This is a genomic window from Ruegeria sp. CI8 (assembly GCF_056536865.1).
This window is the reverse complement of the sequence record NZ_JBQFQL010000001.1, coordinates 1,724,302-1,745,716: the sequence shown is the minus strand read 5'-3', so window position 1 is coordinate 1,745,716 and position 21,415 is coordinate 1,724,302. Positions and strand designations below refer to the sequence as shown.

24 protein-coding genes are annotated in these 21,415 nt (G+C 60.8%); 11 read left to right on the top strand and 13 right to left on the bottom strand.

Annotation, left to right across the window (positions count from 1 at the left end; genetic code table 11):
• Positions 1-38 precede the first annotated feature (38 nt).
• On the bottom strand, positions 39-245 hold the full coding sequence (locus ACR0DA_RS08630; RefSeq protein ID WP_008758035.1) for a cold-shock protein: 207 nt from the start codon (positions 243-245) through the stop codon (positions 39-41).
• 213 nt (positions 246-458) lie between these two features.
• Between ACR0DA_RS08630 and ACR0DA_RS08625 the strand changes: the two genes are divergently transcribed.
• Positions 459-776 carry an ArsC/Spx/MgsR family protein gene (locus ACR0DA_RS08625; protein WP_480753613.1) on the top strand — a complete coding sequence of 106 codons (318 nt, stop codon included), beginning with the start codon at positions 459-461 and terminating at the stop codon, positions 774-776.
• Positions 777-818: 42 nt separating this feature from the next.
• The gene (locus tag ACR0DA_RS08620; RefSeq protein WP_170338267.1) at positions 819-1,187 is read left to right on the top strand and encodes a hypothetical protein; all 369 of its coding nucleotides are present in this window, start codon (positions 819-821) and stop codon (positions 1,185-1,187) included.
• A 1-nt stretch (position 1,188) separates the two neighbouring features.
• Here ACR0DA_RS08620 and ACR0DA_RS08615 read toward each other — a convergent pair whose 3' ends face one another.
• From ACR0DA_RS08615 to thrS, 5 genes are all read right to left on the bottom strand, one after another.
• Positions 1,189-1,716, bottom strand: coding sequence for a DoxX family membrane protein (locus ACR0DA_RS08615; protein WP_480753611.1), 528 nt, complete (start codon positions 1,714-1,716; stop codon positions 1,189-1,191).
• On the bottom strand, positions 1,713-2,477 hold the full coding sequence (locus ACR0DA_RS08610; protein ID WP_480753609.1) for an HvfC/BufC family peptide modification chaperone: 765 nt from the start codon (positions 2,475-2,477) through the stop codon (positions 1,713-1,715). Before ACR0DA_RS08610 ends, ACR0DA_RS08615 begins: the two co-directional genes overlap by 4 nt.
• A complete protein-coding gene (bufB, locus tag ACR0DA_RS08605; protein ID WP_480753608.1) occupies positions 2,474-3,331 on the bottom strand; it encodes an MNIO family bufferin maturase in 858 nt (285 codons plus the stop codon). The genes ACR0DA_RS08610 and bufB overlap by 4 nt, the downstream gene beginning before the upstream one ends.
• Positions 3,332-3,404: 73 nt before the next feature.
• Entirely contained in the window at positions 3,405-3,707 is a 303-nt protein-coding gene (locus ACR0DA_RS08600) for a BufA1 family periplasmic bufferin-type metallophore (protein WP_005982123.1), read from the bottom strand.
• A gap of 222 nt (positions 3,708-3,929) precedes the next feature.
• Positions 3,930-5,888 carry a threonine--tRNA ligase gene (gene thrS, locus ACR0DA_RS08595; protein ID WP_093962560.1) on the bottom strand — a complete coding sequence of 653 codons (1,959 nt, stop codon included), beginning with the start codon at positions 5,886-5,888 and terminating at the stop codon, positions 3,930-3,932.
• A gap of 219 nt (positions 5,889-6,107) precedes the next feature.
• Between thrS and ACR0DA_RS08590 the strand changes: the two genes are divergently transcribed.
• The 5 genes from ACR0DA_RS08590 to ACR0DA_RS08570 all read left to right on the top strand — a co-directional run bounded on the left by ACR0DA_RS08590 (position 6,108) and on the right by ACR0DA_RS08570 (position 9,704).
• Positions 6,108-6,857: an alpha/beta hydrolase gene (locus ACR0DA_RS08590; protein ID WP_480753607.1), complete on the top strand. Its 750-nt coding sequence runs from the start codon at positions 6,108-6,110 to the stop codon at positions 6,855-6,857.
• On the top strand, positions 6,857-7,849 hold the full coding sequence (locus ACR0DA_RS08585; RefSeq protein ID WP_480753606.1) for an alpha/beta hydrolase: 993 nt from the start codon (positions 6,857-6,859) through the stop codon (positions 7,847-7,849). Before ACR0DA_RS08590 ends, ACR0DA_RS08585 begins: the two co-directional genes overlap by 1 nt.
• Positions 7,849-8,274 carry a VOC family protein gene (locus tag ACR0DA_RS08580; RefSeq protein WP_480753923.1) on the top strand — a complete coding sequence of 142 codons (426 nt, stop codon included), beginning with the start codon at positions 7,849-7,851 and terminating at the stop codon, positions 8,272-8,274. Before ACR0DA_RS08585 ends, ACR0DA_RS08580 begins: the two co-directional genes overlap by 1 nt.
• Before the next feature lie 20 nt (positions 8,275-8,294).
• A complete protein-coding gene (locus ACR0DA_RS08575) occupies positions 8,295-8,909 on the top strand; it encodes a hypothetical protein (protein WP_480727433.1) in 615 nt (204 codons plus the stop codon).
• A gap of 84 nt (positions 8,910-8,993) precedes the next feature.
• Positions 8,994-9,704 carry an alpha/beta fold hydrolase gene (locus tag ACR0DA_RS08570; protein WP_480753604.1) on the top strand — a complete coding sequence of 237 codons (711 nt, stop codon included), beginning with the start codon at positions 8,994-8,996 and terminating at the stop codon, positions 9,702-9,704.
• Here ACR0DA_RS08570 and ACR0DA_RS08565 read toward each other — a convergent pair.
• Both ACR0DA_RS08565 and phaZ read right to left on the bottom strand, forming a co-directional pair.
• The gene (locus tag ACR0DA_RS08565; RefSeq protein ID WP_480753603.1) at positions 9,701-10,285 is read right to left on the bottom strand and encodes a DUF6151 family protein; all 585 of its coding nucleotides are present in this window, start codon (positions 10,283-10,285) and stop codon (positions 9,701-9,703) included. The genes ACR0DA_RS08570 and ACR0DA_RS08565 overlap by 4 nt on opposite strands.
• Complete coding sequence (gene phaZ, locus ACR0DA_RS08560; RefSeq protein ID WP_170337826.1) at positions 10,285-11,556, bottom strand: polyhydroxyalkanoate depolymerase; 1,272 nt, start codon at positions 11,554-11,556, stop codon at positions 10,285-10,287. The genes ACR0DA_RS08565 and phaZ overlap by 1 nt, the downstream gene beginning before the upstream one ends.
• A gap of 111 nt (positions 11,557-11,667) precedes the next feature.
• On the opposite strand from phaZ, the gene ACR0DA_RS08555 reads away from it, so the two are divergent.
• The 3 genes from ACR0DA_RS08555 to phaR all read left to right on the top strand — a co-directional run bounded on the left by ACR0DA_RS08555 (position 11,668) and on the right by phaR (position 14,738).
• Complete coding sequence (locus tag ACR0DA_RS08555; RefSeq protein ID WP_480753601.1) at positions 11,668-13,470, top strand: PHA/PHB synthase family protein; 1,803 nt, start codon at positions 11,668-11,670, stop codon at positions 13,468-13,470.
• A gap of 130 nt (positions 13,471-13,600) precedes the next feature.
• Positions 13,601-14,047 carry a phasin, PhaP gene (locus tag ACR0DA_RS08550; RefSeq protein WP_170338288.1) on the top strand — a complete coding sequence of 149 codons (447 nt, stop codon included), beginning with the start codon at positions 13,601-13,603 and terminating at the stop codon, positions 14,045-14,047.
• 136 nt (positions 14,048-14,183) lie between these two features.
• Positions 14,184-14,738: a polyhydroxyalkanoate synthesis repressor PhaR gene (gene phaR / locus ACR0DA_RS08545; RefSeq protein ID WP_170363106.1), complete on the top strand. Its 555-nt coding sequence runs from the start codon at positions 14,184-14,186 to the stop codon at positions 14,736-14,738.
• A gap of 48 nt (positions 14,739-14,786) precedes the next feature.
• Here the strand turns inward: phaR and ACR0DA_RS08540 are convergent, their stop codons facing one another.
• The 5 genes from ACR0DA_RS08540 to ACR0DA_RS08520 form a co-directional block, all read right to left on the bottom strand.
• A complete protein-coding gene (locus ACR0DA_RS08540) occupies positions 14,787-16,001 on the bottom strand; it encodes a DegT/DnrJ/EryC1/StrS family aminotransferase (RefSeq protein ID WP_170372206.1) in 1,215 nt (404 codons plus the stop codon).
• 111 nt (positions 16,002-16,112) lie between these two features.
• Positions 16,113-17,417, bottom strand: coding sequence for an NAD(P)/FAD-dependent oxidoreductase (locus ACR0DA_RS08535; RefSeq protein ID WP_480753599.1), 1,305 nt, complete (start codon positions 17,415-17,417; stop codon positions 16,113-16,115).
• Positions 17,418-17,429: 12 nt separating this feature from the next.
• Positions 17,430-18,788: a glutamine synthetase family protein gene (locus tag ACR0DA_RS08530; RefSeq protein WP_170338296.1), complete on the bottom strand. Its 1,359-nt coding sequence runs from the start codon at positions 18,786-18,788 to the stop codon at positions 17,430-17,432.
• Complete coding sequence (locus ACR0DA_RS08525; RefSeq protein WP_170337836.1) at positions 18,788-19,468, bottom strand: type 1 glutamine amidotransferase; 681 nt, start codon at positions 19,466-19,468, stop codon at positions 18,788-18,790. The genes ACR0DA_RS08530 and ACR0DA_RS08525 overlap by 1 nt, the downstream gene beginning before the upstream one ends.
• Before the next feature lie 58 nt (positions 19,469-19,526).
• Complete coding sequence (locus ACR0DA_RS08520; RefSeq protein WP_480753597.1) at positions 19,527-20,846, bottom strand: glutamine synthetase family protein; 1,320 nt, start codon at positions 20,844-20,846, stop codon at positions 19,527-19,529.
• A gap of 275 nt (positions 20,847-21,121) precedes the next feature.
• On the opposite strand from ACR0DA_RS08520, the gene ACR0DA_RS08515 reads away from it, so the two are divergent.
• Positions 21,122-21,409 carry a sll1863 family stress response protein gene (locus ACR0DA_RS08515; protein WP_170372210.1) on the top strand — a complete coding sequence of 96 codons (288 nt, stop codon included), beginning with the start codon at positions 21,122-21,124 and terminating at the stop codon, positions 21,407-21,409.
• The last annotated feature ends 6 nt before the right edge of the window (positions 21,410-21,415 follow it).

The window sequence follows — 21,415 nt, the reverse complement described above, 5'->3', positions numbered from 1 at the left end:
GACCTTGTTTCGTCGCACCCGCCAGTTGGCGGGCCCTTTTACAATGGCTTCAAATCAGCCGCCATTTGGCGGCCGTCACGTCCGTCCTGCAACTCGTACGAGACTTTCTGATTGTCGGCGAGTCCGGTCAGGCCGGATCGTTCTACGGCCGAGATATGCACAAACACATCCTTACCCCCTTCATCGGGGGCAATAAAACCATAGCCTTTGGTCGTATTGAACCACTTCACGGTGCCGGTTGGCATTTCCCGTGTCTCCTTCTCCTTGCGCGTCACCCAGCAAATCGGCAGGGCATAGTCAAAGCGACCACAAACCCACGCAGTTCCGAACGAACGAGACGGCGTAAATTGTGTGTTTCGCCTTTTTCAACATTGCACGGTGAAGTAAAAAATCAAGGAATACTGGGTTAACCTATTCGTTTTGCCCGAAATTGCTGCAACGACCGGAGTAGATACATCATGCGCCTTTTTGGCCTGAAGACCTGCGATACCTGCCGTAAGGCATTGAAATCACTGCCTGATGCCGAATTCATTGATGTCCGAGGTGCGGGTGTTCCTTCGGAGGTGCTGGCCAAAGCGTTTAACCAGTTCGGCGAAGCCTTGCTCAACACCCGCTCGACAACCTGGCGTGGATTGGACGACGATCAACGCTCGCGACCACCGCTGGAACTGCTGGCGGATCATCCTGCCCTGATGAAGCGTCCGCTGATCGAACGTGACGGTCACTTGTTCCTGGGCTGGACCCCGCAAACCTGCGCAGCCCTTGGCATTGCTTGATCGGGTGACTATCTGAACCGGCGCAACAATCAGGAATAATTCATGCGAAACGCAGCCATGATATTGGGTGTCATTGCCGGTCTGGTCGGAATGATCGTCGGTTTTTTTGGGTACGGGTTTGTCGAGCTTGTGGATCGTTACGGCGAGATCGAGGGGTTGGCAGAGCAGGTGGAAAACCCCCAGCTTATCAAGACAGCATCGCTTCTGGCGCCGTTGCTGGCGATTGCCGGGGGGGCCATGGCGCATGCGCGTGCTCTGTTGGCCGGTGTGTTGTTGCTGATTTCCGCGGCGGGGATGTACTATGCCTTTGGCTTCGGCGTGTTCACCATGTTCCCGATTGCCTTCGCCGGCGTCGCCGGGCTGCTTGGGATCGCCGCGGGCAAGCCGGACGAACCCAAAGCGCATTTCTAGATCATTTCAGGCGCAGAACCCGGTCGAGCGAGAGCGGGCCCGCGCCGTTGATCACGATCACCACGAACAGGAAGGTCCACATGACCCGCTGATCCATCAGGGTGATGGTGTTGTCGAACAGACCGCCCAGCTTGACCCCGTGCCCTGTGACATCGGTGAAGGTCTGGACCCAGACGAACCCGATCATGCCCAGGGCGGCAATGCGGGTCAGCAGCCCCACCAGAAGCAACGCAGGCAGGATGAATTCGGCCCAGGTTCCGGCGACGGCAACGGGCCAGGTAAAGAACCCTAGCTGCGAGCTGTCGTAGCCGACGGCCTCCATGGCCTTGGGGAAGATCTGGACATAGGCCCCATCCGAGGGGAACAGGAACCCGAAAAACCCGCTGCCCAACTTGGTCATGGCCGAGTTCCAGTAATAGACCAGAAGAACCGCTATGAAAGTCAGCCGCGCCACGGTCGGTGTCAGCCAGTTCGAGGCGTGGTCCAGCTTTCCAAGTGCGGAATTATGCATAGAGATCAGGGCAGTCATGTTTCCGGCCTTTCGATAGTCATTGAAGTAATTGCACTGCCCTGCAACAGCAGTGCCAGGGTGGTTCCCAGGTCGAACGCGGGCGTCCGGGCGGTGGTTGCCTCGAAGGCCTGACCAATGGTCTGGCCGGCCTGCATGGCGGTGATCCAGTCGACCCCGCCGGGCGGCAGCAGGTGTGGCGACGGGTCGAATTCGGGGCGCGTGATCAGCACGTCCTGCGCACCGGGCTGAGGCTTTGGCGCGCCGTCTTCGGTGTTGAACCGCCAGATGGAGTGGATGGGCCAGTCGGACCGGATCAACTGCATGGCCGGGGCAAAGCCCAGCCGGGCCTGCATCAGGTCTTCGGGCGGCAGGGCGGCCAGCGCGTCGGGCGCGATCGGTTGGCTGTCGGCGGCGTGGTAGGACCGGCGCAAGGCCAGCTCCAGCCGTGCCACGTCGGGCAGATAGCCAAGATGCGCCAGTTGCTCGGTGTCGGCGAGGAATTCGGGGAAGTTCTCGCCATAAAACATCATCAGCGGAGAGGTCGGCGGGTTCCGACGCAGATAGATCCCGGCCAGACCGTCCATGTTCTGCGGACCCAGCAGCTTGGTGATGACCGGAAATGCCTGGTGCATGGCTTCGGTCAGCGACACGGCCACGTTGTTGCGGTAGACGCTGAAACGGCGCCCGGCGGGGCGGGCCTGGTCGTCCAGCAGCCCCTCGGGCACGGGGGCTGCCGGGTCCAGCAGAGCCGCCCGGAATTCTGATTGCGAAACGCTCATGCCGGGATCCGGTCCAGCGCGGATTGCGCGCGCTCGGCCTCGGCGCGCAAGGTGGGCCAGTCGGGAACGTCATTGTCCCATTCGATCAGCACGGGTTTGGGGCCTGACTGGTCGAGCACATAATCCAGCAACGCCCAGACCGGATCGACGACGGCGCGGCCGTGGCTGTCGATCAGCAGGGGTTGGCCGTGATCGTCCTGATCCTCGTCATGGCCGCCAAGGTGGATCTCGCCAACCTTGTCCAGAGGGTAGGCGTCGATATAGGCCTGCGGACTGTAATTCAGATTGGTGGCCGAGACGAACACGTTGTTGACGTCCAGCAGCAGGCCACATCCGGTCCGGCGCGCAACCTCGCGCAAGAAGTCGGGTTCAGACCACGTGCTTTCGGAAAAAGCGAGATAGCTGGACGGGTTTTCCAGCAGCATCCGCCGGCCCACCGCCTGCTGCACCTGATCGATATGATCGCAGATGCGAGCCAGTGTGGCGTCGGTATAGGGCAGGGGCAGCAGATCATTCAGGAACTGGCTGTCATGGGTGGACCATGCCAGATGCTCCGAAAAGCTGGCCGGGTTCAGCCAGCCGACAAGATGCTTCAGGCGGGCCAGATGCTCGGCGTCCAAGGGGGCTTCGCCACCGATGGACAGGCCCACGCCGTGCACCGAGATGGGAAACCGTTCGGACAGGTGGCGTAGCTGCGCCAGCGGTCGGCCGCCGTCGCCCATGTAGTTCTCTGCGTGGATTTCCAGCCAACCGACTGGCCCGGGCTGCGCAAGGATTTCGGCATAATGCTGTGGCTTGTAGCCGACCCCGGGCGCGGCGGGCAGCCGTTGCATTCTGCGGGCGTCATCCAACATCGCGTGATCCTTCTCAGCAAGAAACAGGGCGGGCTGTTTGGTTTAGCCCGCCCCTGACATTCCTTCCCGTGCCTTATGCCGGCAGATCGCGTTCCAGCGGCTCGAGCGAGCCTTTGCGGGGCGTTCCGTCCGCGGATTTGGGCAGCTCGATGTCGGCGCAGGTGCCCGCATCGACCAACGTCCAGGCGTTGCCTTGGTAGTCCACGGTCGAGGTGCCGGCACACGTGGTGCCCGGTCCGGCGGCGCAGTCGTTCTGGCCTGCCAGCGATACGCCATAGCATTTTTCTTTGGCCTGAGCGGCGGCGGTGGTTGCAGAGCCCGCAACGGCTGCGGCAACGGCGCTTGCGATTACGAGGGTTTTGGCGGTGTTCGACATCTCAGGTAATCCTTTTCGTGATTGCGTATGTCTGCTTGTGACAGTGACAAAGGTAACGGCTGACACTGCTCTGTTGAATTCACGAGCCCGTGTCTCACGGCTGTGTCAGGGAGCGTTAATGCCCCTTGCAAGTTAACACACTGTAATAAATTAGGAAATCCAGAAATGTTTCAATCCGGCCCCGTGCTGGGGGCCGGATTGGCGGCAAGACTGTGCCGATTGTTACAGAAGATCAGGGGGCGTTGCCGCGTGCGCCAGCTCTTTTGTTACAGCGTCAAGCGGCTGGACCTGGGTCTGCTTCTCGCCCAGACGGCGTACGCTGACTGTGCGCTCTTCGACCTCGCGGTGGCCGACGGCCAGGATCACCGGGACCTTGCCGACGGAATGTTCGCGGACCTTGTAGTTGATTTTCTCGTTGCGGATGTCGGCCTCGGCCCGGACACCGGCAGCCTTGAGCGTTTCGACCACTTCCAGAACATAGTCATCGGCCTCGGAGGTGATCGAGGCCACGACGACCTGGCGCGGCGCCAGCCAGAACGGCAGTTTGCCGGCGTGTTCTTCGATCAGGATGCCGATGAACCTTTCGAACGACCCCAGGCAGGCGCGGTGCAGCATCACCGGACGGTGTTTGGCCCCATCGGCGCCGATATAGGTGGCGTCCAGCCGTTCGGGCAGGACGAAATCCACCTGGAAGGTGCCGCACTGCCAGTCACGCCCGATCGCGTCGGTCAGGACGAATTCCAGCTTCGGCCCATAGAAGGCGCCTTCGCCGGGGTTCAGTTCCGGCTCGACCCCCGCGGCGCGGGTTGCGGTCAGCAGGGCTTCTTCGGCCTTGTCCCAGACCTCGTCCGAGCCGGCGCGCTGTTCGGGGCGATCCGAGAATTTGACCTTGAAGCTGTCAAAACCCAGATCTTTGTAGACATCGGTCAGAAACCCGATGAAGCGGGCACATTCATCGCCGATCTGGTCCTCGGTCGAGAAGATATGCGCGTCGTCTTGGGCAAAGCCGCGGACCCGCATGATGCCATGCAGCGCGCCCGAGGGTTCGTAGCGCGCGCAGGATCCGAATTCGGCCATGCGCAGCGGCAGGTCGCGGTAGGATTTCAGGCCCTGCTTGAAGATTTCCACGTGGCAGGGGCAGTTCATCGGTTTGAGCGCGTTCACGGCCTTTTCGCGGGCGTGTTCCTCGTCGACTTCGACGATGAACATGTTTTCCTGGTACTTGTCCCAGTGGCCCGAGCGTTCCCACAGCTTGCGGTCGACCACCTGAGGGGTGTTGACCTCGACATAGCCGCCGCGGTGCTGGGCACGCCGCATATAGTCCTGAAGCTGGGTGTAGATGGTCCAGCCGTTGGGGTGCCAGAAGATCTGGCCCGGGGCCTCTTCCTGCATGTGGAACAGGTCCATCTCGCGGCCCAGCTTGCGGTGGTCGCGCTTGGCGGCCTCTTCCAGCATGTGCAGGTGCGCCTTGAGCTTTTCCTTGCCGGTGAAGGCAACGCCATAGATACGCTGCAGCATCGGGCGGTTGCTGTCGCCACGCCAGTAGGCGCCGGCGATGGACATCAGCTTGAACGCGTCGCCGGGTAGTTGGCCGGTATGCTGCAGGTGCGGGCCGCGGCAGAGATCCTGCCAATGGCCGTGCCAATACATGCGCACCGGCTCGTCACCCGGAATCGCCTCGATCAGTTCGACCTTGTAGGGCTCGTTGTTGGCCTTGTAGAACGCGATGGCACGCTCGCGGTCCCAGATCTCGGTGGTGACGGGATCGCGCTTGTTGATGATCTCTTTCATCTTTTTCTCGATGAGGCCGAGATCTTCGGGCGTGAAGGGTTCTGCGCGGTCGAAGTCGTAATACCAGCCGTTTTCGATGACCGGGCCGATGGTGACCTTGGTGTCGGGCCAGATTTCCTGCACCGCGCGGGCCATCACGTGGGCGAAGTCGTGGCGGATCAGCTCGTTGGCCTGGGCCTCGTCCTTCATCGTATGGAGAGCGATTTCGGCATCCTGTTCGATGGGCCACTGCAGGTCCCAATGCTGGCCGTTGACGGTGGCCGAGATGGCCTTTTTCGCCAGCGAGGTGGAGATGTCGGCAGCGACCTCGGCCGGCGTGACGCCTGCCGCGTAGGATCGGGAATTGCCATCAGGGAAGGTAAGAGAGACGGATTTTGAATCCAGGGCCATGGTCTGGCTCTCCTCGTCGGTTTGGCGCCCACTGAACGCCCGGTTGCGGGTTATGGTGTCGGGTCCGTTTGGCAGGTGGTGGTGGCTGTGTCAAGCGTTGGCGGGCAGAGGGCTCTGCTCCAAGCGTGCCGCGGGATATCTGCCGCCAGATGACGGAAGGGCGGGAATTGCACTTGGACGCGGCGCGTGCATGATGCTGGAAAAGCATGTGAGGATTTCATGGCAGCGACGACATTTCTGGATACGCCACAGAGGCGGCGGCTGGCCTATCACAAGAGCGAAGGGGCGGGCCCCACGGTCGTTTTCTTGGGTGGCCTCAAGTCGGACATGGAGGGCACCAAGGCGGTGCATCTCGAGGACTGGGCGCGGACACGTGGGCAGGCCTATCTGCGGTTCGACTATTCCGGGCATGGCGAAAGTTCCGGCCAGTTCGAGGAGGGGTGCATCGGGGATTGGCATGAGGACACGGTTGCGGCGGTTTCAGCGCTGACCGAAGGGCCGCTGATTGTGGTGGGTTCGTCCATGGGCGGGTGGCAGGCGTTGCTGCTGGCGCGGGCCATGCCCCAGCGGATCGCGGGGATGGTCACCATCGCTGCGGCGCCGGATTTCACCGAGGACGGCTATTGGGCCTCGTTCAGCGACGAACAGAAACAGGCGCTGGAGACGGTCGGGCATGTTGAACTGCCCTCGGACTACATGGAGCCTTACATCATCACCAAGCGGATGATCGAGGATGGGCGGACGCGGCTGGTGTTGCGGTCGCCCTTGAACCTGCCGTTTCCGGTGCGGTTCCTGCAAGGCACAGCGGATACGGCGGTTTCCACCGAGACGGCGGTACGGCTGCTCGACCATGCCAGCGGTCCGGACATGCGGCTGTTGCTGGTCAAGGATGCGGATCACCGGTTTTCGGACGGGCCGTGTCTGGGGCTGATCGAGGATGCGGTTCGCGACGTGATGGGGGCCAACTGATGCGGCGGCTGGGGCAGTTTCTCGGGCGGGCCTTGCTGGCGTTGGTGGTGGTCGGCGGGCTGATCTATTGGTTCGGCCCGCGCGAAGAGGTGGATCTGCACCCGCGGTTCGATCCGCGCAAGTTCGGCGAGGGGGTTCAGGTCTATTTCGAAAGCATCGAGTCCGCCTATGATGATATCGTGCCGGGTGTCGAAAAGCGGGTGATCTGGCAGGACGGATTCAAGGAACGGCGCACGCCCTATTCGGTGCTTTATGTCCACGGGTTCTCGGCTTCGTCCGAGGAAATCCGCCCGGTGCCCGACAGGATCGCCGAGGCACTGGAGGCTAATCTGGTCTATACGCGCCTGCAGGGGCACGGGCGCGACGGGCTGGCAATGGACGAAGGGACGGCCTCGGGCTGGATGCGGGACATGGCCGAAGGCCTGGCCGCCGCCCGCGCCGTGGGCGACAAGGTTATCGTGATCTCGACCTCGACCGGGGGAACCCTGGCGGCAGCCGCGGCGCTGGACCCCGAACTGAGCAAGGACGTGGTCGGGATGGTGTTCATCTCGCCCAATTTCGGGGTGCAGGCGGCCGGATCCTGGATCCCGTCGCTGCCGTGGGCGCGCAGCTGGCTGCCGTTGCTGATGGGCGAAACCCGCGACGTGTCGGGCCCTGATCCGGAAAAGAACCTGTACTGGTCGTCCTCTTATCCGTGGGAGGCGGTGGTTCCGATGTCAGTGCTGGTCGATACCGTCTACGAGCTGGATTTTTCGGGCGCACTGGTGCCGGCTCTGTTCTGGTTCTCGGATGACGATCAGGTGGTTCGGCCCGACCTGACTCACAAAGTTGCAGAAGACTGGGGGGCACCTGCGACCGTTCAGACCGTAACTATGGGGTCGGGTGACGACCCGCAATCGCACGTCATTGCCGGACGGCTGATGTCGCCGGGGCAGACCGATGCGACGGTGGCAGGTATTCTGCAATGGCTGAACGGTTTTGGGGTGGAGTGATGGAGCAACGCGTCAGCCTGATCACGATCGGGGCCGAAGATCCCGAAGCCGCAGCCCGCTTTTACGAGGCGCTGGGCTGGCGCCGCACCGACAGCCCGGACGGGGTGATCGTTTTTGACCTGATCGGCCAGACGCTGGGTCTGTACCCATTGACCGCGCTGGCCGAAGAAATCGGGGTTGGCGTTGAAACCCTGGGTCGCGGCGCGATGACGCTCAGCCACAATTGCCGATCCAAGGAGGGTGTCGCCGAACTGTTGCAAACTGCCGAGGCAGCGGGGGCCGAAATCCTGAAACCAGCCTCGGACGTGTTCTGGGGTGGGCACCATGGGTACTTTCGGGCACCGGATGGCACGATCTGGGAAGTTGCGTTCAACCCGTACTCGGCCCTCGCGCCGGATGGGGCCTTTCGCTGGAACGGGTACTGAATATGCGCAGACCAGGCAGCATGTGGAGCCTCGAGACCTTGGGCCGCGTGCGCCTGTCGCGCCATTTCTTCATGCGCGATTTCCTGTATTCCGAGATCGGGAGCTTTCACGAAAAACAGAACCTGCCGGACAACCCGGGTCTTGCCATCGAAACCGGCCGTGCATTTTGCGAAACCCTTCTGGACCCGTTGGAGGAAACATTCGGGCGTGTTGCCGTCCGGTCTGGATACCGGTCGCCCTCGCTGAACCGGTTTGGAAACGAGAACAAGTTGAATTGCGCCCGCAACGATCATCCCCTTGAATGCCACATCTGGGACCGCGGCACAGGCGAGGCGCGAATTGCCGGAGCCTCGATCGTGATCCCATGGTTTGCCGACCGTTACGCACAAGGCAGGGACTGGCGCGATCTGGCCTGGTGGATGCACGATCATCTGGATTATTCCGAGATCTGGTTCTTTCCCAAACTCTGCGCCTTCAATCTGGTGTGGCGGCCCACCCCGCTGCGCCGGATCGACAGCTACATTGCGCCCCGTGGCAGTCTGCTCAGGGCCGGTGCCGATCCGGATGAGACTCTGAGCGAACGCCGGCGGCGCTATGCGGACTTTCCCGAATTTCGCGCAATCCGCTATCCTTAAAGTTTTTCTTGCCCGTCTGCGCCGAAACTCTCATCCTGATCAACAAAACGGCCGAGCCGATCGGCCAGTACAAGGAGGCCCTGCGTGATCGAGCCGCTGGTCTTGTTGCCAGGATTGATGTGCGATGCACGGCTGTTTCAGCCACAGACAACCCGGCTGTCTCAGACCCGGCCGGTAATGGTCGCGCCGATCGGAGGCGGTGATCGGATCGAAGAGATTGCCTCGGCGCTTTTGGACCAGTTGCCGCACCGCTTTGCGTTGGCTGGTCTGAGCATGGGGGGCATTGTCGCGCTGGAACTGGTGCGCCGCGCCCCGGAACGCGTGACCCGCCTTTGCCTCATGGCGACGGATGCGCAGGCCGATACCCCCCAGATCGCCGCTGACCGCGAAGAGCTGATCGTTGCGGCACAGGCTGGCCGTCTTGAGGATGTCATGCGCAAGGTTCTGGGTTCGGACACGCTGGCCCCCGGACCGCAGCGGATCCCGATATTGAACGACATGCTGGAAATGGCGCTGGAGCTGGGACCGGAACTGTTCGTGCGCCAAATGCGCGCTCTGCAGCGCCGCCCGGATCAGCAGGGCACCTTGCGGCGAATAAAGATGCCGACCTTGGTTCTGTGCGGGGCACACGACACTTTAACGCCGGTCAGAAAACACAGTTTCATGGCCGAGTTGATCCCCGGTGCAGCCTTGCATGTGGTGGACATGGCGGGGCATCTACCAACGCTTGAAGCGCCGAGTGAAACCACCGACGCGCTGTCCGACTGGTTGGACATACCCGTGCGGGCTTTCTAGTCGTACAGCGCCTTGCGTTCTTCAAGGCTGATGACATGCGGAGCCACAACCGGATTGCCGGTTGCGACGTCGAAGAACGGAGTCTGCTTCCAACGACCGGAAAGGCGCGCCGAAATGACTCTGCGGATCATGCCGAGAACAGCAGGAGCCACATTCTCGTGTTTCCATTTCCCATTCGCCTGCGGGACATGGGCGCGGGTCTTCACAGGCCCCAGAGGGGATGGATCGGAAAACCTGGCGACATCAAATCCGGCAAAGGGGAATTTCATGCTGCTGGTGGTGGTAGCCACAGGCGCGTTGCAGCATTTGGCGTACCATCGAAACAGACCTTTGGGTCCTAGCCGCATCACGGCCAGGTTCTCGGCGCCTTTGGTGATGCGGATATATTCGGGCGACATCTGAAAAATATCGGCCGGCCCGGGTGCGGGGTCAGGTTGACCAAAATACAGCTGTCCGGCGCGGCAATCTGGGCAGAAACAGACGACATGGGTGCCGCTGGACACCCCTTTGGCCGTGATCTCGCCGCTAAGCTTACCGCAGTTGCAGGCAAACGGAAGGGCAGGCGCCGGGTCTGCGGACATCAAGCAACCTTGTTGCTGTTGGCCGCGCGGCGGCGCGGTTTGCGGCTGTTTTCGTTCATGAAATCTATGACCAGCGGGCGGATATTGTCACGCCAACTGCGTCCGGCGAAGATACCGTAGTGGCCCGCGCCGGGTTCGACATGGCTGGCCTTCTTGCTGTCGGGCAGGCCGGTGCACAAGTCCAGCGCCGCGATACACTGACCGGGGGCCGAGATGTCGTCATTGGCGCCTTCGACCGTCTTGACCGCCACATCCGTGATTTTGCCGATGTCGACTTTGTGGCCAGCCACGATGAACTCATTCCGGGCGATCTCACGGTTCTTGAACACCCGCTCGACCGTCGAGAGGTAGAACTCTGCCGTCATGTCCATCACGGCCAGATATTCATCGTAGAAACGGTTGTGGGCGTCATGATCCGACGCCTCACCCCGCATGACGCGCTGGATCTGGTCGGAGAAAGCCTTGCCGTGGCGCTCGGCATTCATCGACATGAAGGATGCCAATTGAAGAAGCCCGGGATAAACCATGCGTCCCACGCCCTTGTATTTGAAGCCCACCCGCTGGATCATCGTTTCCTCAAGCTGGCCCATGGTCACCCGGCGGCCGAAATCGGTGACTTCGGTCGGGGTCGCATCAGGGTCAACCGGGCCACCGATCAGCGTCAGCGTGCTGGGCTGCGCTTTTGGGTCGGTTTCGGCAAGGTACGCCGTCGCCGCAAGGGTCAGGGGCGCGGGCTGGCAGACAGCGACGACATGCGTGTCCGGCCCCAGCTCCTTCATGAAATCGACAAGGTAAAGGGTGTAGTCCTCGACATCGAACTTGCCTTCGGACACGGGGATGTCGCGCGCGTTATGCCAATCGGTCACATAGACTTCGCAATTGACCAGCAGGCTCTTGACGGTCGAGCGCAGCAGGGTGGCGTAGTGTCCGGACATCGGCGCAACCAACAGCACCTTGCGCGGTTGCTCTTTGCGGCCATTCACGCGAAAGTGGACCAGATCGCCAAACGGGCGTTCAAGCACGGAGGTGACATCCACCAGATGATCTTTGCCGTCTTCGCAGGTAAACGTTCGGATACCCCAATCGGGTTTCACGACCATGCGTTGAAACGTGCGTTCGGTTACTTCGCCCCACGCGGCCATCCAGTTGAATGCCGGATTGGGGATCATGGAAAACTGGGGGTAGGACGCCATCGCGCTTGCGGTTGCACCAAGCCATTGGTTGGTGTTGCGCATGGTTTCCATCAGGTCGTAGGTCATCATGTAACGCACGGGAATGGCCTCCTAAATGTCAGCCTGAGAGTTCGGACCATTCGTCGCTTTGCCCCCCGGTGCCCACGACGATATTCTGCACAGCAGCGAGGTTAGGGGGGATTTGTTAAAATGACAACAAGTGAAGGCCACATGCCCGACTTAAGCGACGAACACGTTGAACGCCTTAAGGAAAACATGCTGAAAGTCGAAGATCTGTCCAAGCGGCTGATCGAGGTGATGGCGTCGAAAAAAGCTCATACTCCCGCGCTGGACGGCCCGAATCAGGAACTTTTTGCAAGAGCAGCAACTGCTTATTGGGCCGAGGCCCTGCAGAACCCGGCCAAGTTGTTGGAACAACAGCTGGAATACTGGGGCAAGTCCGTCCTGAATTTTGCTGCGGCGCAGCAGGCCCTGCTGGCGGGTGAAGGCGAAGCGGACGAGGCTCCGAGCAAGGATAAACGCTTCTCGAACCCGCTGTGGGATACGAACCCCTATTTCCGTCTCGTCCGACAGCAATACCTGACCAATGCCGAAGCCATCGCGAACGCGGTGGAGTCGGTCGAGGACTTGGACGCCAAGGACAAGCGGCGGCTGAAATACTTCTCGCAGCAGATTGTCGACATGATGTCGCCGACGAATTTCCTGCCGACCAACCCCGACGCTCTGCAGAAGGCGATAGAAACCGATGGCCAGTCGCTGATCCAGGGGCTGGAGAATCTTGTTGCCGATCTCGAAGCCAATGATGGCGAGCTGATCGTCAAGCTGGCGGATGAAAACGCGTTCAAGGTGGGCGGCAACCTGGCCACAACACCCGGAGAAGTCGTCTATCGAAATCGGATGATGGAACTGATCCAGTACAGTCCTGCGACTGAGACGGTTTATGAAACCCCCGTCGTTCTGTTCCCGCCCTGGATCAACAAGTTCTACATCCTGGATCTGAAGGCACAGAACAGCCTGATCAAGTGGATCACCGATCAGGGCTATACCTTGTTCGTCGTCAGCTGGGTCAATCCGGATGCCAGCTATGCCGAAACGGGAATGGAAGACTACGTTCAGGACGGATTCCTGACGGCGGTCGAAGAGGCCAAGAAGATCTGCAAGGTCAAACAGGTCAATGCGGTCGGGTACTGCATTGCCGGAACGACCTTGAGCCTCACTCTGTCGCTTTTGAAACAGCGCGGTGACAAGTCGATCAAATCCGCCACGTTCTTCACGGCGCTGACCGATTTTTCGGATCAGGGCGAGTTTACCCCCTTCCTGCAGAATGATTTCATCGACGGGATCGAGGAAGAGGTGAACAAGGAAGGTGTGCTGCGGTCATGGATCATGGCGCGCACGATGTCGTTCCTTCGGTCTCGCGACCTGGTTTATGGACCGGCGATCCGCAGCTACATGCTGGGCGAGACGCCACCCGCCTTTGACCTTTTGTACTGGAATGGGGACGGCGCGAACCTGCCCGCGAAAATGGCCGTGCAGTATCTACGTGGCTTGTGTCAGCGCAACGAGTTCGCCTCGGACGGGTTCGAATTGATGGGCCACAAGCTGCATGTCCGCGATGTGGATGTGCCGTTGATGGCGATCACCTGCGAGACGGACCATATCGCCGCTTGGAAAGACTGCTATCGCGGCGTGCAGAAAATGGGGTCGCGCAGCAAAACCTTCATCGTTTCGGAATCGGGACATATTGCAGGCATCGTCAATCCGCCCAGCAAAAAGAAATACGGTCACTACACCAACCCCGATCTCAAGGCGGGTGCCGATACCTGGATGAAAGAGGCAAGCTTCCACGAAGGCTCGTGGTGGCCCCGCTGGGAGGCTTGGTTGAAGAAGCGGTCTGGCAAGCAGGTTCCGGCACGCGAACCGGGTGATTCGAGCCATCCACCGTTGGCTCCGGCGCCGGGAACCTATGTAGTCGCCGAACCAAAGTCTTGATTTCACATTGAAACTAAAAAATTCTGCGGTGCAGCAACAAAAAACTTGAAATGCTGCGACGCAGCAATCATATTGCCCTCAAGCTGATGAAACCCGGGGTGGGCCCGGACCGGCTGAAAGGATTAGGACAATGGCAAAGACCCAAGACTTTACCGCGATCATGAAAGACATGATGGGCGCGTTCCCGGTGGACACCTCCGCCGTTGAAAATGCATTCAAATCGACCGCTTCGCTGAACGAAAAGCTGTCGGGTGTTGCTCTGGAAGCTGCCGAGAAATCGGCTGAAATCTCGAACAAATGGACCAAGGAAACTCTGGCCAAGCTGAGCGAGATGTCGAAAGCCAAAGCAGAGCCGGCCGACTACGCCAAAGCAGCAACCGATTTCGCCAGCGCTTCGGCTGAAGTTGCTGCCGAGAACCTGGCTGCTTTCGCTGAAATCGCCAAGAAAGTTCAGTCGGAAACTGTCGAGCTGCTGATGGCTGCTGGCAAAGAAGCTGCGGAAGAAACCACCGCGGCCGTCAAGAAAGCCACCAACGAAGTGACCGCTGCTGCCAAGAAAGCAACGGCTGCCAAGTAAGCAGGATCCGCGAAACGCACCCATCCCTCCCAAATTGGTGCAATCGCTAAGGGCAGGTCCATTGACCTGCCCTTTCTTTTTGTTCTGCAGTCGCATAACCTCTGCTGCAACGCATCATCCTTGGGGAGGGTAAACGGTGTCGGACAAAGATAAACCTCTGCTGATCAAGCGGTATGCCAGCCGTCGGCTGTATAACACCGAGACCAGCGACTACGTCACGCTCGAGGACATCGCTGGGTTCATCCGCGACGGGCGCGAGGTTCAGATCATCGACCTGAAAACCGGCGACGACCTGACACGACAGTATCTACTTCAAATCATTGCCGAACATGAAAGCCGGGGTGAGAACGTTCTGCCTGTGAACGTTCTGAATGACCTGGTGCGCAGCTACATGGTGCCGGGCGGGGGCATGATGCCTCAATTCCTGCAATCCAGCTTTGAGATGCTGCGCGAAAGCCAGGCCAAGATGATGGAAAACATGAATGCGATGAACCCCATGAGCAGCATGCCCGGGTTCGAAGCAATGCAGGCGCAGCAGCAGGCGTTCCTGAAGGCCATGACAGGCGGGCTGTCGGGTAATTGGTCCGGGCCGGACAAGGACGAAGAAGGCAAGTCCGAGTCCAAAGAAGACTTGGACGACATCAAGAAACAACTGGCCGAGTTGCAGCAGAAGCTTTCCAAGCTCAGCTGATGTCGGACAGGCCCGGACAACCCGGGCTTTTTCTTTCCTGTGTTGGGGTCAGGTGCCGAAGGCCACTTCGGGCGCGGTAACCTCGCCGACCGAGGCCAGGATGATGTCGGCGATTACATCCAGTTCCGCACGGGTCAGGCGCACCGGCAGACGCACGTCACAGGCCGACATCAGCATTGCGCGCGTTCGAGGCAACTCGACCTGCTCTGGCAGAAACTGCCAGTTCCAGAAGGCGCGGGCATTGTCCTCGTTCAGACCAAACACCTGCACCTTGACGCCACGGCCCTCGGCGGCAGCGGCAAATGCCTTGATCTGGTCTTTGTCCAGATCGACCAGGTTGAACTGGATCGAATCCGGCGCGCGTCGCTCCGGTGTCAACGGGTCGGGGACGTGGATATGCGGTGAGGAGTTCAGGCGCTGCGCGACATAATCGTGGTTGGCCAGCCCGTCCCGCACCCGCCGCGCCAGTTCGGGCAGTTGGGGGCGGATCACCGCGGCGCTGAGATTGCTCATACGCAGATTGTAGAGCGGCAACTTGTTCTGCCATCGCGCAAAAGCTTGCTCCAGATCAGGTGTATTCTGGCCGTGCGGGCCTTTGTGTTTCTTCCAATTGTGCTCGTAGGCGCCCGACATGATTACGGCGCGTGCGACTAGGTCGGCGTCGTCGGTGACAAGGATGCCCCCTTCGCCCGCGTTGATCATCTTGTAGGACTGGAACGAGAAACAGCCCACCTTGCCGATGGTGCCGATGTTGCGGCCATGCCAAGTGGTGCCCAGCGAATGGGCCGCGTCCTCGATCACCGGGATGTCGCGCGCGTCGCACAGCGCCATGATCGCGTCCATGTCCGAGGTATGGCCGCGCATGTGGCTGATGATCACCGCTTGAACGTCGTCGAGCTTGGCCGCGAAATCGTCGATGTCGATGCGGTAATTGTCGCCCACCTCGCACAGGACCGGAACGCAGTCTGCATGCACCACCGACGAGGGCACCGCCGCAAAAGTAAAGCCCGGGATCAGCACCCGCGCGTCCCGCGGCAGCCCCAGCGCCTTGAGCGACAGGAACAGAGCCGCCGAACAGGACGACACCGCCAGAGCGTATTTGCTGCCCAGCAACTCGGCGAACTCTGCCTCAAGCAAAGCAACCGGCGCGTCCTGCGGCGCGGTATAGCGGAACAGGTCCCCGGATTGCATCAGGGACTCGATCGCGTCTTTGGCGGCGGCAGGGATCGGTTCGGCGTCATGGACGTTGGGTGGCAGCGTCATATTTGATAATCCCAAATTCTATGTTTGGAAAAGATAAAATGAAAAGCTGAGCAAACCAAGTCTTCATTCGCCTGTTGGGCGAAATTTCACCGAACCGTCACAAGTTGCGGGTCAAAGGCCCAGCCGATCACGCAGGGCATACCAAGTCATCGCCAGCACCAGCAGAGGGCTGCGGAGGGCCGAGCCTCCGGGAAAAGGCATGGCAGGCACGCGGGCCATCGTGTCGAACCCTTCGGCCTGGCCCTGGATGGCCAGCGCCATCAACTGTCCGGCATGGGTTGCAGTGCCGACCCCATGACCGGAATAGCCCGAGGCCGACAGGATGTTCGGTGCCAGGCGTGTCAGGTAGGGCATCCGCCGCATGGTGATGGCCAGCGTACCGCCCCAGGCATAGTCGATCCGAACATCGCGCAGATGCGGAAAGATCTCGGTCATCGGTTTGCGGACCTTGGCGGCGATGTCGGATGGAAAGCGATAGCCATAGCTCTCGCCTCCGCCGAACAACAGCCGCCCATCGGCGCTGAGCCGGAAATAGTTCACCACGAATTTCGTGTCGGCCACTGCCACGTCCTGCGTCAGAACCTTTGCGGCCTCGGCGCCCAGCGGCTCGGTCGCGGCGATGAAATTGTTGATCGGCATGACCCGCGCGGCGACCTTGCGGTTCAAGTTGCCCAGATAGCCATTGCAAGCCAGAACCAGATGGTCGGCCGTGACCGAACCCTGTTCGGTGCGAACGGTGACGCGCGGGCCTTCCTCGATGCCCAGAACCTCGGTGTTTTCGTGCAGCGTCAGGCCGGCGGCCAAGGCGGCCTCGGCCAGGCCAAGCGCATAGTTCAACGGGTGCAGATGGGCCGCGCCCATGTCCAGATATCCGCCCGCATAGGCCGGCGAGGGGCAGAGCGCGCGCCCGGCTTCGGCATCCAGAAGCTCGATCTGGTCATAGCCATAGGCGGTTTTCAGGTGCTTGGCGTGGGCGTGCAATTCGCCCCGTTCGCCGTCGCTGAAGCCCAACGTGGCGATGCCCGGTTTCAAGTCGCAATCGATGCCCTGGCGTTCGATCAGCGATTTGGTCAGCGTCTTGGCGTCTTCGGCCAGATCCCACAGCTTGGCCGCGTCGTCGCGCCCCACCAGCTTCTCCAGGTCTTCCTGATCCATGCGCTGGGCGCTGCCCAGTTGCCCGCCGTTGCGCCCCGAGGCGCCGAAGCCCACGCGGTGCGCTTCAAGCAGGACCACCCTGAACCCGGCCTCGGCCAGGTGCAGCGCGGTCGAGAGGCCCGTATACCCTCCACCCACGACGCAAACGTCGGCGGTGACCTCGCCGCGCAGCGGCTCGGTCGGGGTTCGCGGGTGCGCGGTGGCGGCATACCAGCTGGGCGGGTAGGTGCCGCGTTTGTCATTGCTGTACAGCAGGTTCATGGCGCACATGGTTCAGACGTTCAGCAGCAGGTGTTCACGCTCCCACGGCGAAATCACCTGCAGGAACTCCTCGTACTCGGCGCGTTTCACGATGCTGTAGACGCGGGCGAATTCAGGGCCCAGAACCTGATGCAAGGCTTCGGCCTCGTCGAACAGATCCAGCGCGTTGCCCATGACCTGCGGGATGTCGCCGTCACCTTCGTAAGCGTCGCCATAGAACTGACGGCGCGGCCGGTCCTGGTTGACCAGCCCCAGATAGCCACAGGCCAGCGACACGGCGATGCCCAGATAGGGGTTGCAATCCATACCGGCGATGCGGTTTTCCACCCGACGGCTGTCGGGGCCTGACAGTGGCACGCGGATGCCCGTGGTGCGATTGTCGCGCGCCCATTCAAGGTTGATCGGGGCGGCATGGTCCTTGACGTAGCGCCGGTACGAGTTGACGTAGGGCGCCATCACCGCCAGCCCGGCCGGCAGGTGCAGCTGCAGACCGGCGATGAAGTTGTAGAACGCGTCCGTTTCGCCGCCCTGAGGCCCCGAGAACAGGTTCTTGCCCGTCTCCATGTCGATGATCGAGTGATGGATGTGCATGGCCGATCCCGGCTCATCCTCGATCGGTTTGGCCATGAAGGTGGCAAAGCAGTTGTGGCGCAGCGCAGCCTCGCGGATCAGGCGTTTGAAATAGAACACCTCGTCGGCCAGCTTGACCGGGTCGCCGTGGCGCAGGTTGATCTCAAGCTGACCGGCGCCGCCCTCTTGGGTGATGCCGTCGATCTCGAACCCTTGCGCTTCGGCGAAATCATAGATGTCGTCGATCACGGGGCCGAATTCATCCACGGCGGTCATGGAATAGGCCTGCCGCGCGGCAGCCGGACGGCCCGACCGGCCCATCATCGGCTCGATCCCCTTGGCCGGGTCCACGTTGCGGGCAACCAGAAAGAACTCCATCTCGGGCGCGACAACCGGTTTCCACCCTTTGTCCTTGTACAGCTGGACCACGCGTTTGAGCACGTTGCGCGGGCTGAACGGAATGGGATCGCCGTCCCTGTCGTAGGCGTCATGGATCACCTGAAGGGTCCAGTCACCGGTCCACGGTGCCGCCGAGGCCGTGCTGAAATCGGGCTTGAGGATCATGTCGCGTTCGATGAACCCATCCTCACCCGCGGCCTCACCCCAGTCACCAGTGATGGTTTGGTAGAAAATGCTGTCGGGTAGATGGAAATAGGCCTGCTTGGCGAATTTCGATGCCGGAACTGCCTTGCCGCGGGCAATCCCCGGCAGGTCTGAGATGATGCATTCGACCTCGTCCAGCCGGTGCCCTTCGATGTAATCCCGTGCTGCTTGTGGAAGTTGGTCTGTCCAGTCGGCCATCAGGCCCTCTCTTTCTTCAGGAACTCTGCCATGAAACGCCCGATATTGGCGTTGTCATCCGGAGCGTTCCATCGGGTTTTTGCGTCGTCCATCAGGGCGTCGGGCACCACGCCTTTACCGCGTGTCTCCATGAGGCCCTGAATGAAATCGTTGGAGTATTCGGGATGTGCCTGCACCGTCCAGATCGTGTCCCCGTAGGCAACCATCGCGTTCTTGCAGAACGCGTTGCTACCCAATAGCTGGGCGCCGTCGGGCAAGGCCGTCACCTGATCCTGGTGCCATGCGTTCAATGACACCTTGCGCCCGTCATAGTCATACTCCGTGCGTCCGATCGCCCAACCCTTGTCGAACTTTTCAACCTTGCCGCCCAACGCCTGAGCGATGATCTGGTGGCCGAAACAGACCCCGATCAACGGTTTCCGTGCCGCTTGGATCTCGCGGATCAGTTGCTCGAGCTTGGGGATCCACGGATGATCTTCGTAGGCGCCATGCCGCGAGCCGGTAATCACCCATCCATCGCAGTCGCTTGCGCTGTCGGGGAACACATCATCCACCACCGCATAGGTCACGAACTCGAAATCGTTGCCGTCCAGAAGCTGTTGAAACATCAGGTCGTAGTCGCCGAACGATCGTTCCAGCGGTTCGGGCGCGTGGCCGGTCTGCAGTATGCCGATTTTCATGAGTCACCAAATTTGATCAAATTCAATCTACCCGAGTCTTGATCCACGGGCAAGAGGATCATACGGACTCCAGATAGCTCAGCCAGTGACTGTCGGGGTCCATGTCGGCAAAGCGTGCGGATTCCTGCCTTTTGGTCATCACCATGTTTCGGATCAGATCCTCGGAGAAGATGCGCGCGATGATCGGGTCCGTCTCGAATGCCGAAATGGCCGAATCCCAGTCTCCTGCCAATTGCGGTAGCCCTTCGATCTCGTAGGCATTTCCCGTGATCGGGGGCAGGGGTTGAAGGCCGTCCTCGATGCCGATCAGAGCCGCGCCCAGAACCGCGGCCAGCATCAGATAGGGGTTGATGTCGCCGCCGGCCACGCGATGTTCGATCCGGCGGGCGGCGGGCGCACCGCCCGGAATGCGGATTGCCGCGGTCCGGTTCTCATAGGCCCAGGCCGCGCCAGTGGGGGCATGGGCTCCGGGCACGAGCCGCGTGTAAGAATTTCCATGCGGAGCAAAGATCAGCGTGCTGCCGGGCATGGCGGCCAGACAGCCGGCGACGGCAGAGCGCAGGATTTCGGTCCCTTCACGCCCGCCATTGTCAAAGACGTTGCGACCCTGGTCATCCAGCACCGAGAAGTGAACATGCATTCCGTTCCCCGCATCATCGGCATAGGGTTTGGCCATGAAGGTCGCGGTAAAGCCGTGCTTGCGGGCTAGCCCTCGGGTCAATGCCTTGAAAAGCCACGTATCATCGGCGCAGCGCATGGCATTCTGATGGTTCAGATTGATTTCGAACTGGCCGATGCCGCTCTCTGAGATTGCCGTCTGGGCGGGAATTCCCATTTCGGCGCACCCATCATAAAGTTCGGTGAAGAAGGCGTCGAAGGCGTCCATTTCGGCCATCGACAGCACCGCCTCGCCGCGCAGCCGACGGCCGGTGACCGGGTTGTGCGGGGGTTTTGGTTGCGCGTCCGAGGAGTCAAGCAGGGTGAACTCCAACTCGGTCGCGGCAACAACTTTCCATCCGCGCTGGGCATAGCGCGACAGGACTGCGGCCAGCGCATGGCGGGGATCGCCGGCAAAGGGTGTGCCGTGATCGTCGTACAGGCACATGGGCACCAGCGCCGTGGGTGTGGTCAGCCAGGGCATCGGCACGGGGCCGCGCTCGGTCGGGCGCAGCACGCCATCGGCGTCGCCGGTTTCGAACACCAGCGGGCTGCCCTCGATATCGGCGCCCCACAGATCGACGTTCAGCGCCGAAAACGGCATGCGCACCGCGCCGCTGTCCAGCTTGTCGGCGTAAGACGGGGGCACGCGTTTGCCGCGCATCTGGCCGTTCAGGTCACAGGCGGCGACGCGAAATGTATGCAGGGCGGCAAGGTCCATCTGGGGCTCCGTAGCTGTGCTGCGGCAAACCTAGTCGAGCTTTCTGCCCTTGTCACGATTTTTGATCAAATTATTCGGGTGACAATCTCGGGCGCGGCAGGAATAAACGAAACATCAGGATATGTACCCATTCCAGCACATGCATTGCACGGTTTTTTGCAACTTCAATCGGCCGGCTCGGATCAACACTCGGTTGCGTATTTGTGGGAATCGCGAGGGCTGGGTTACGCTTTGATCCGCAGTCAGGAAAGTTTTCACAAGAAAGGAATGTTCGGATGTCGGAAAGAGATGTTTACGTCGAAAAAGCCAAGGCCATGCTGGACCAGTGGAACGCCGAAATCGACAAGACCAAGGCCAAAATCGACGAAGCCGCGGCGGACAGTAAAACCCAGTACCAAAAGCAGTTGGAAGAGATGCGGGCGCAGCGGGACAAGGCCGAAGCCGAATTGAAGGAAATGCGCAAGGCCAGTGACGCGGCCTGGGCTGATATGAAAGCCGGATTCGACAAGGCATGGGACAACATGTCCGAGGCTTTTGACTCCGCGATGGCGCGCTTTAAGTGAAACGAC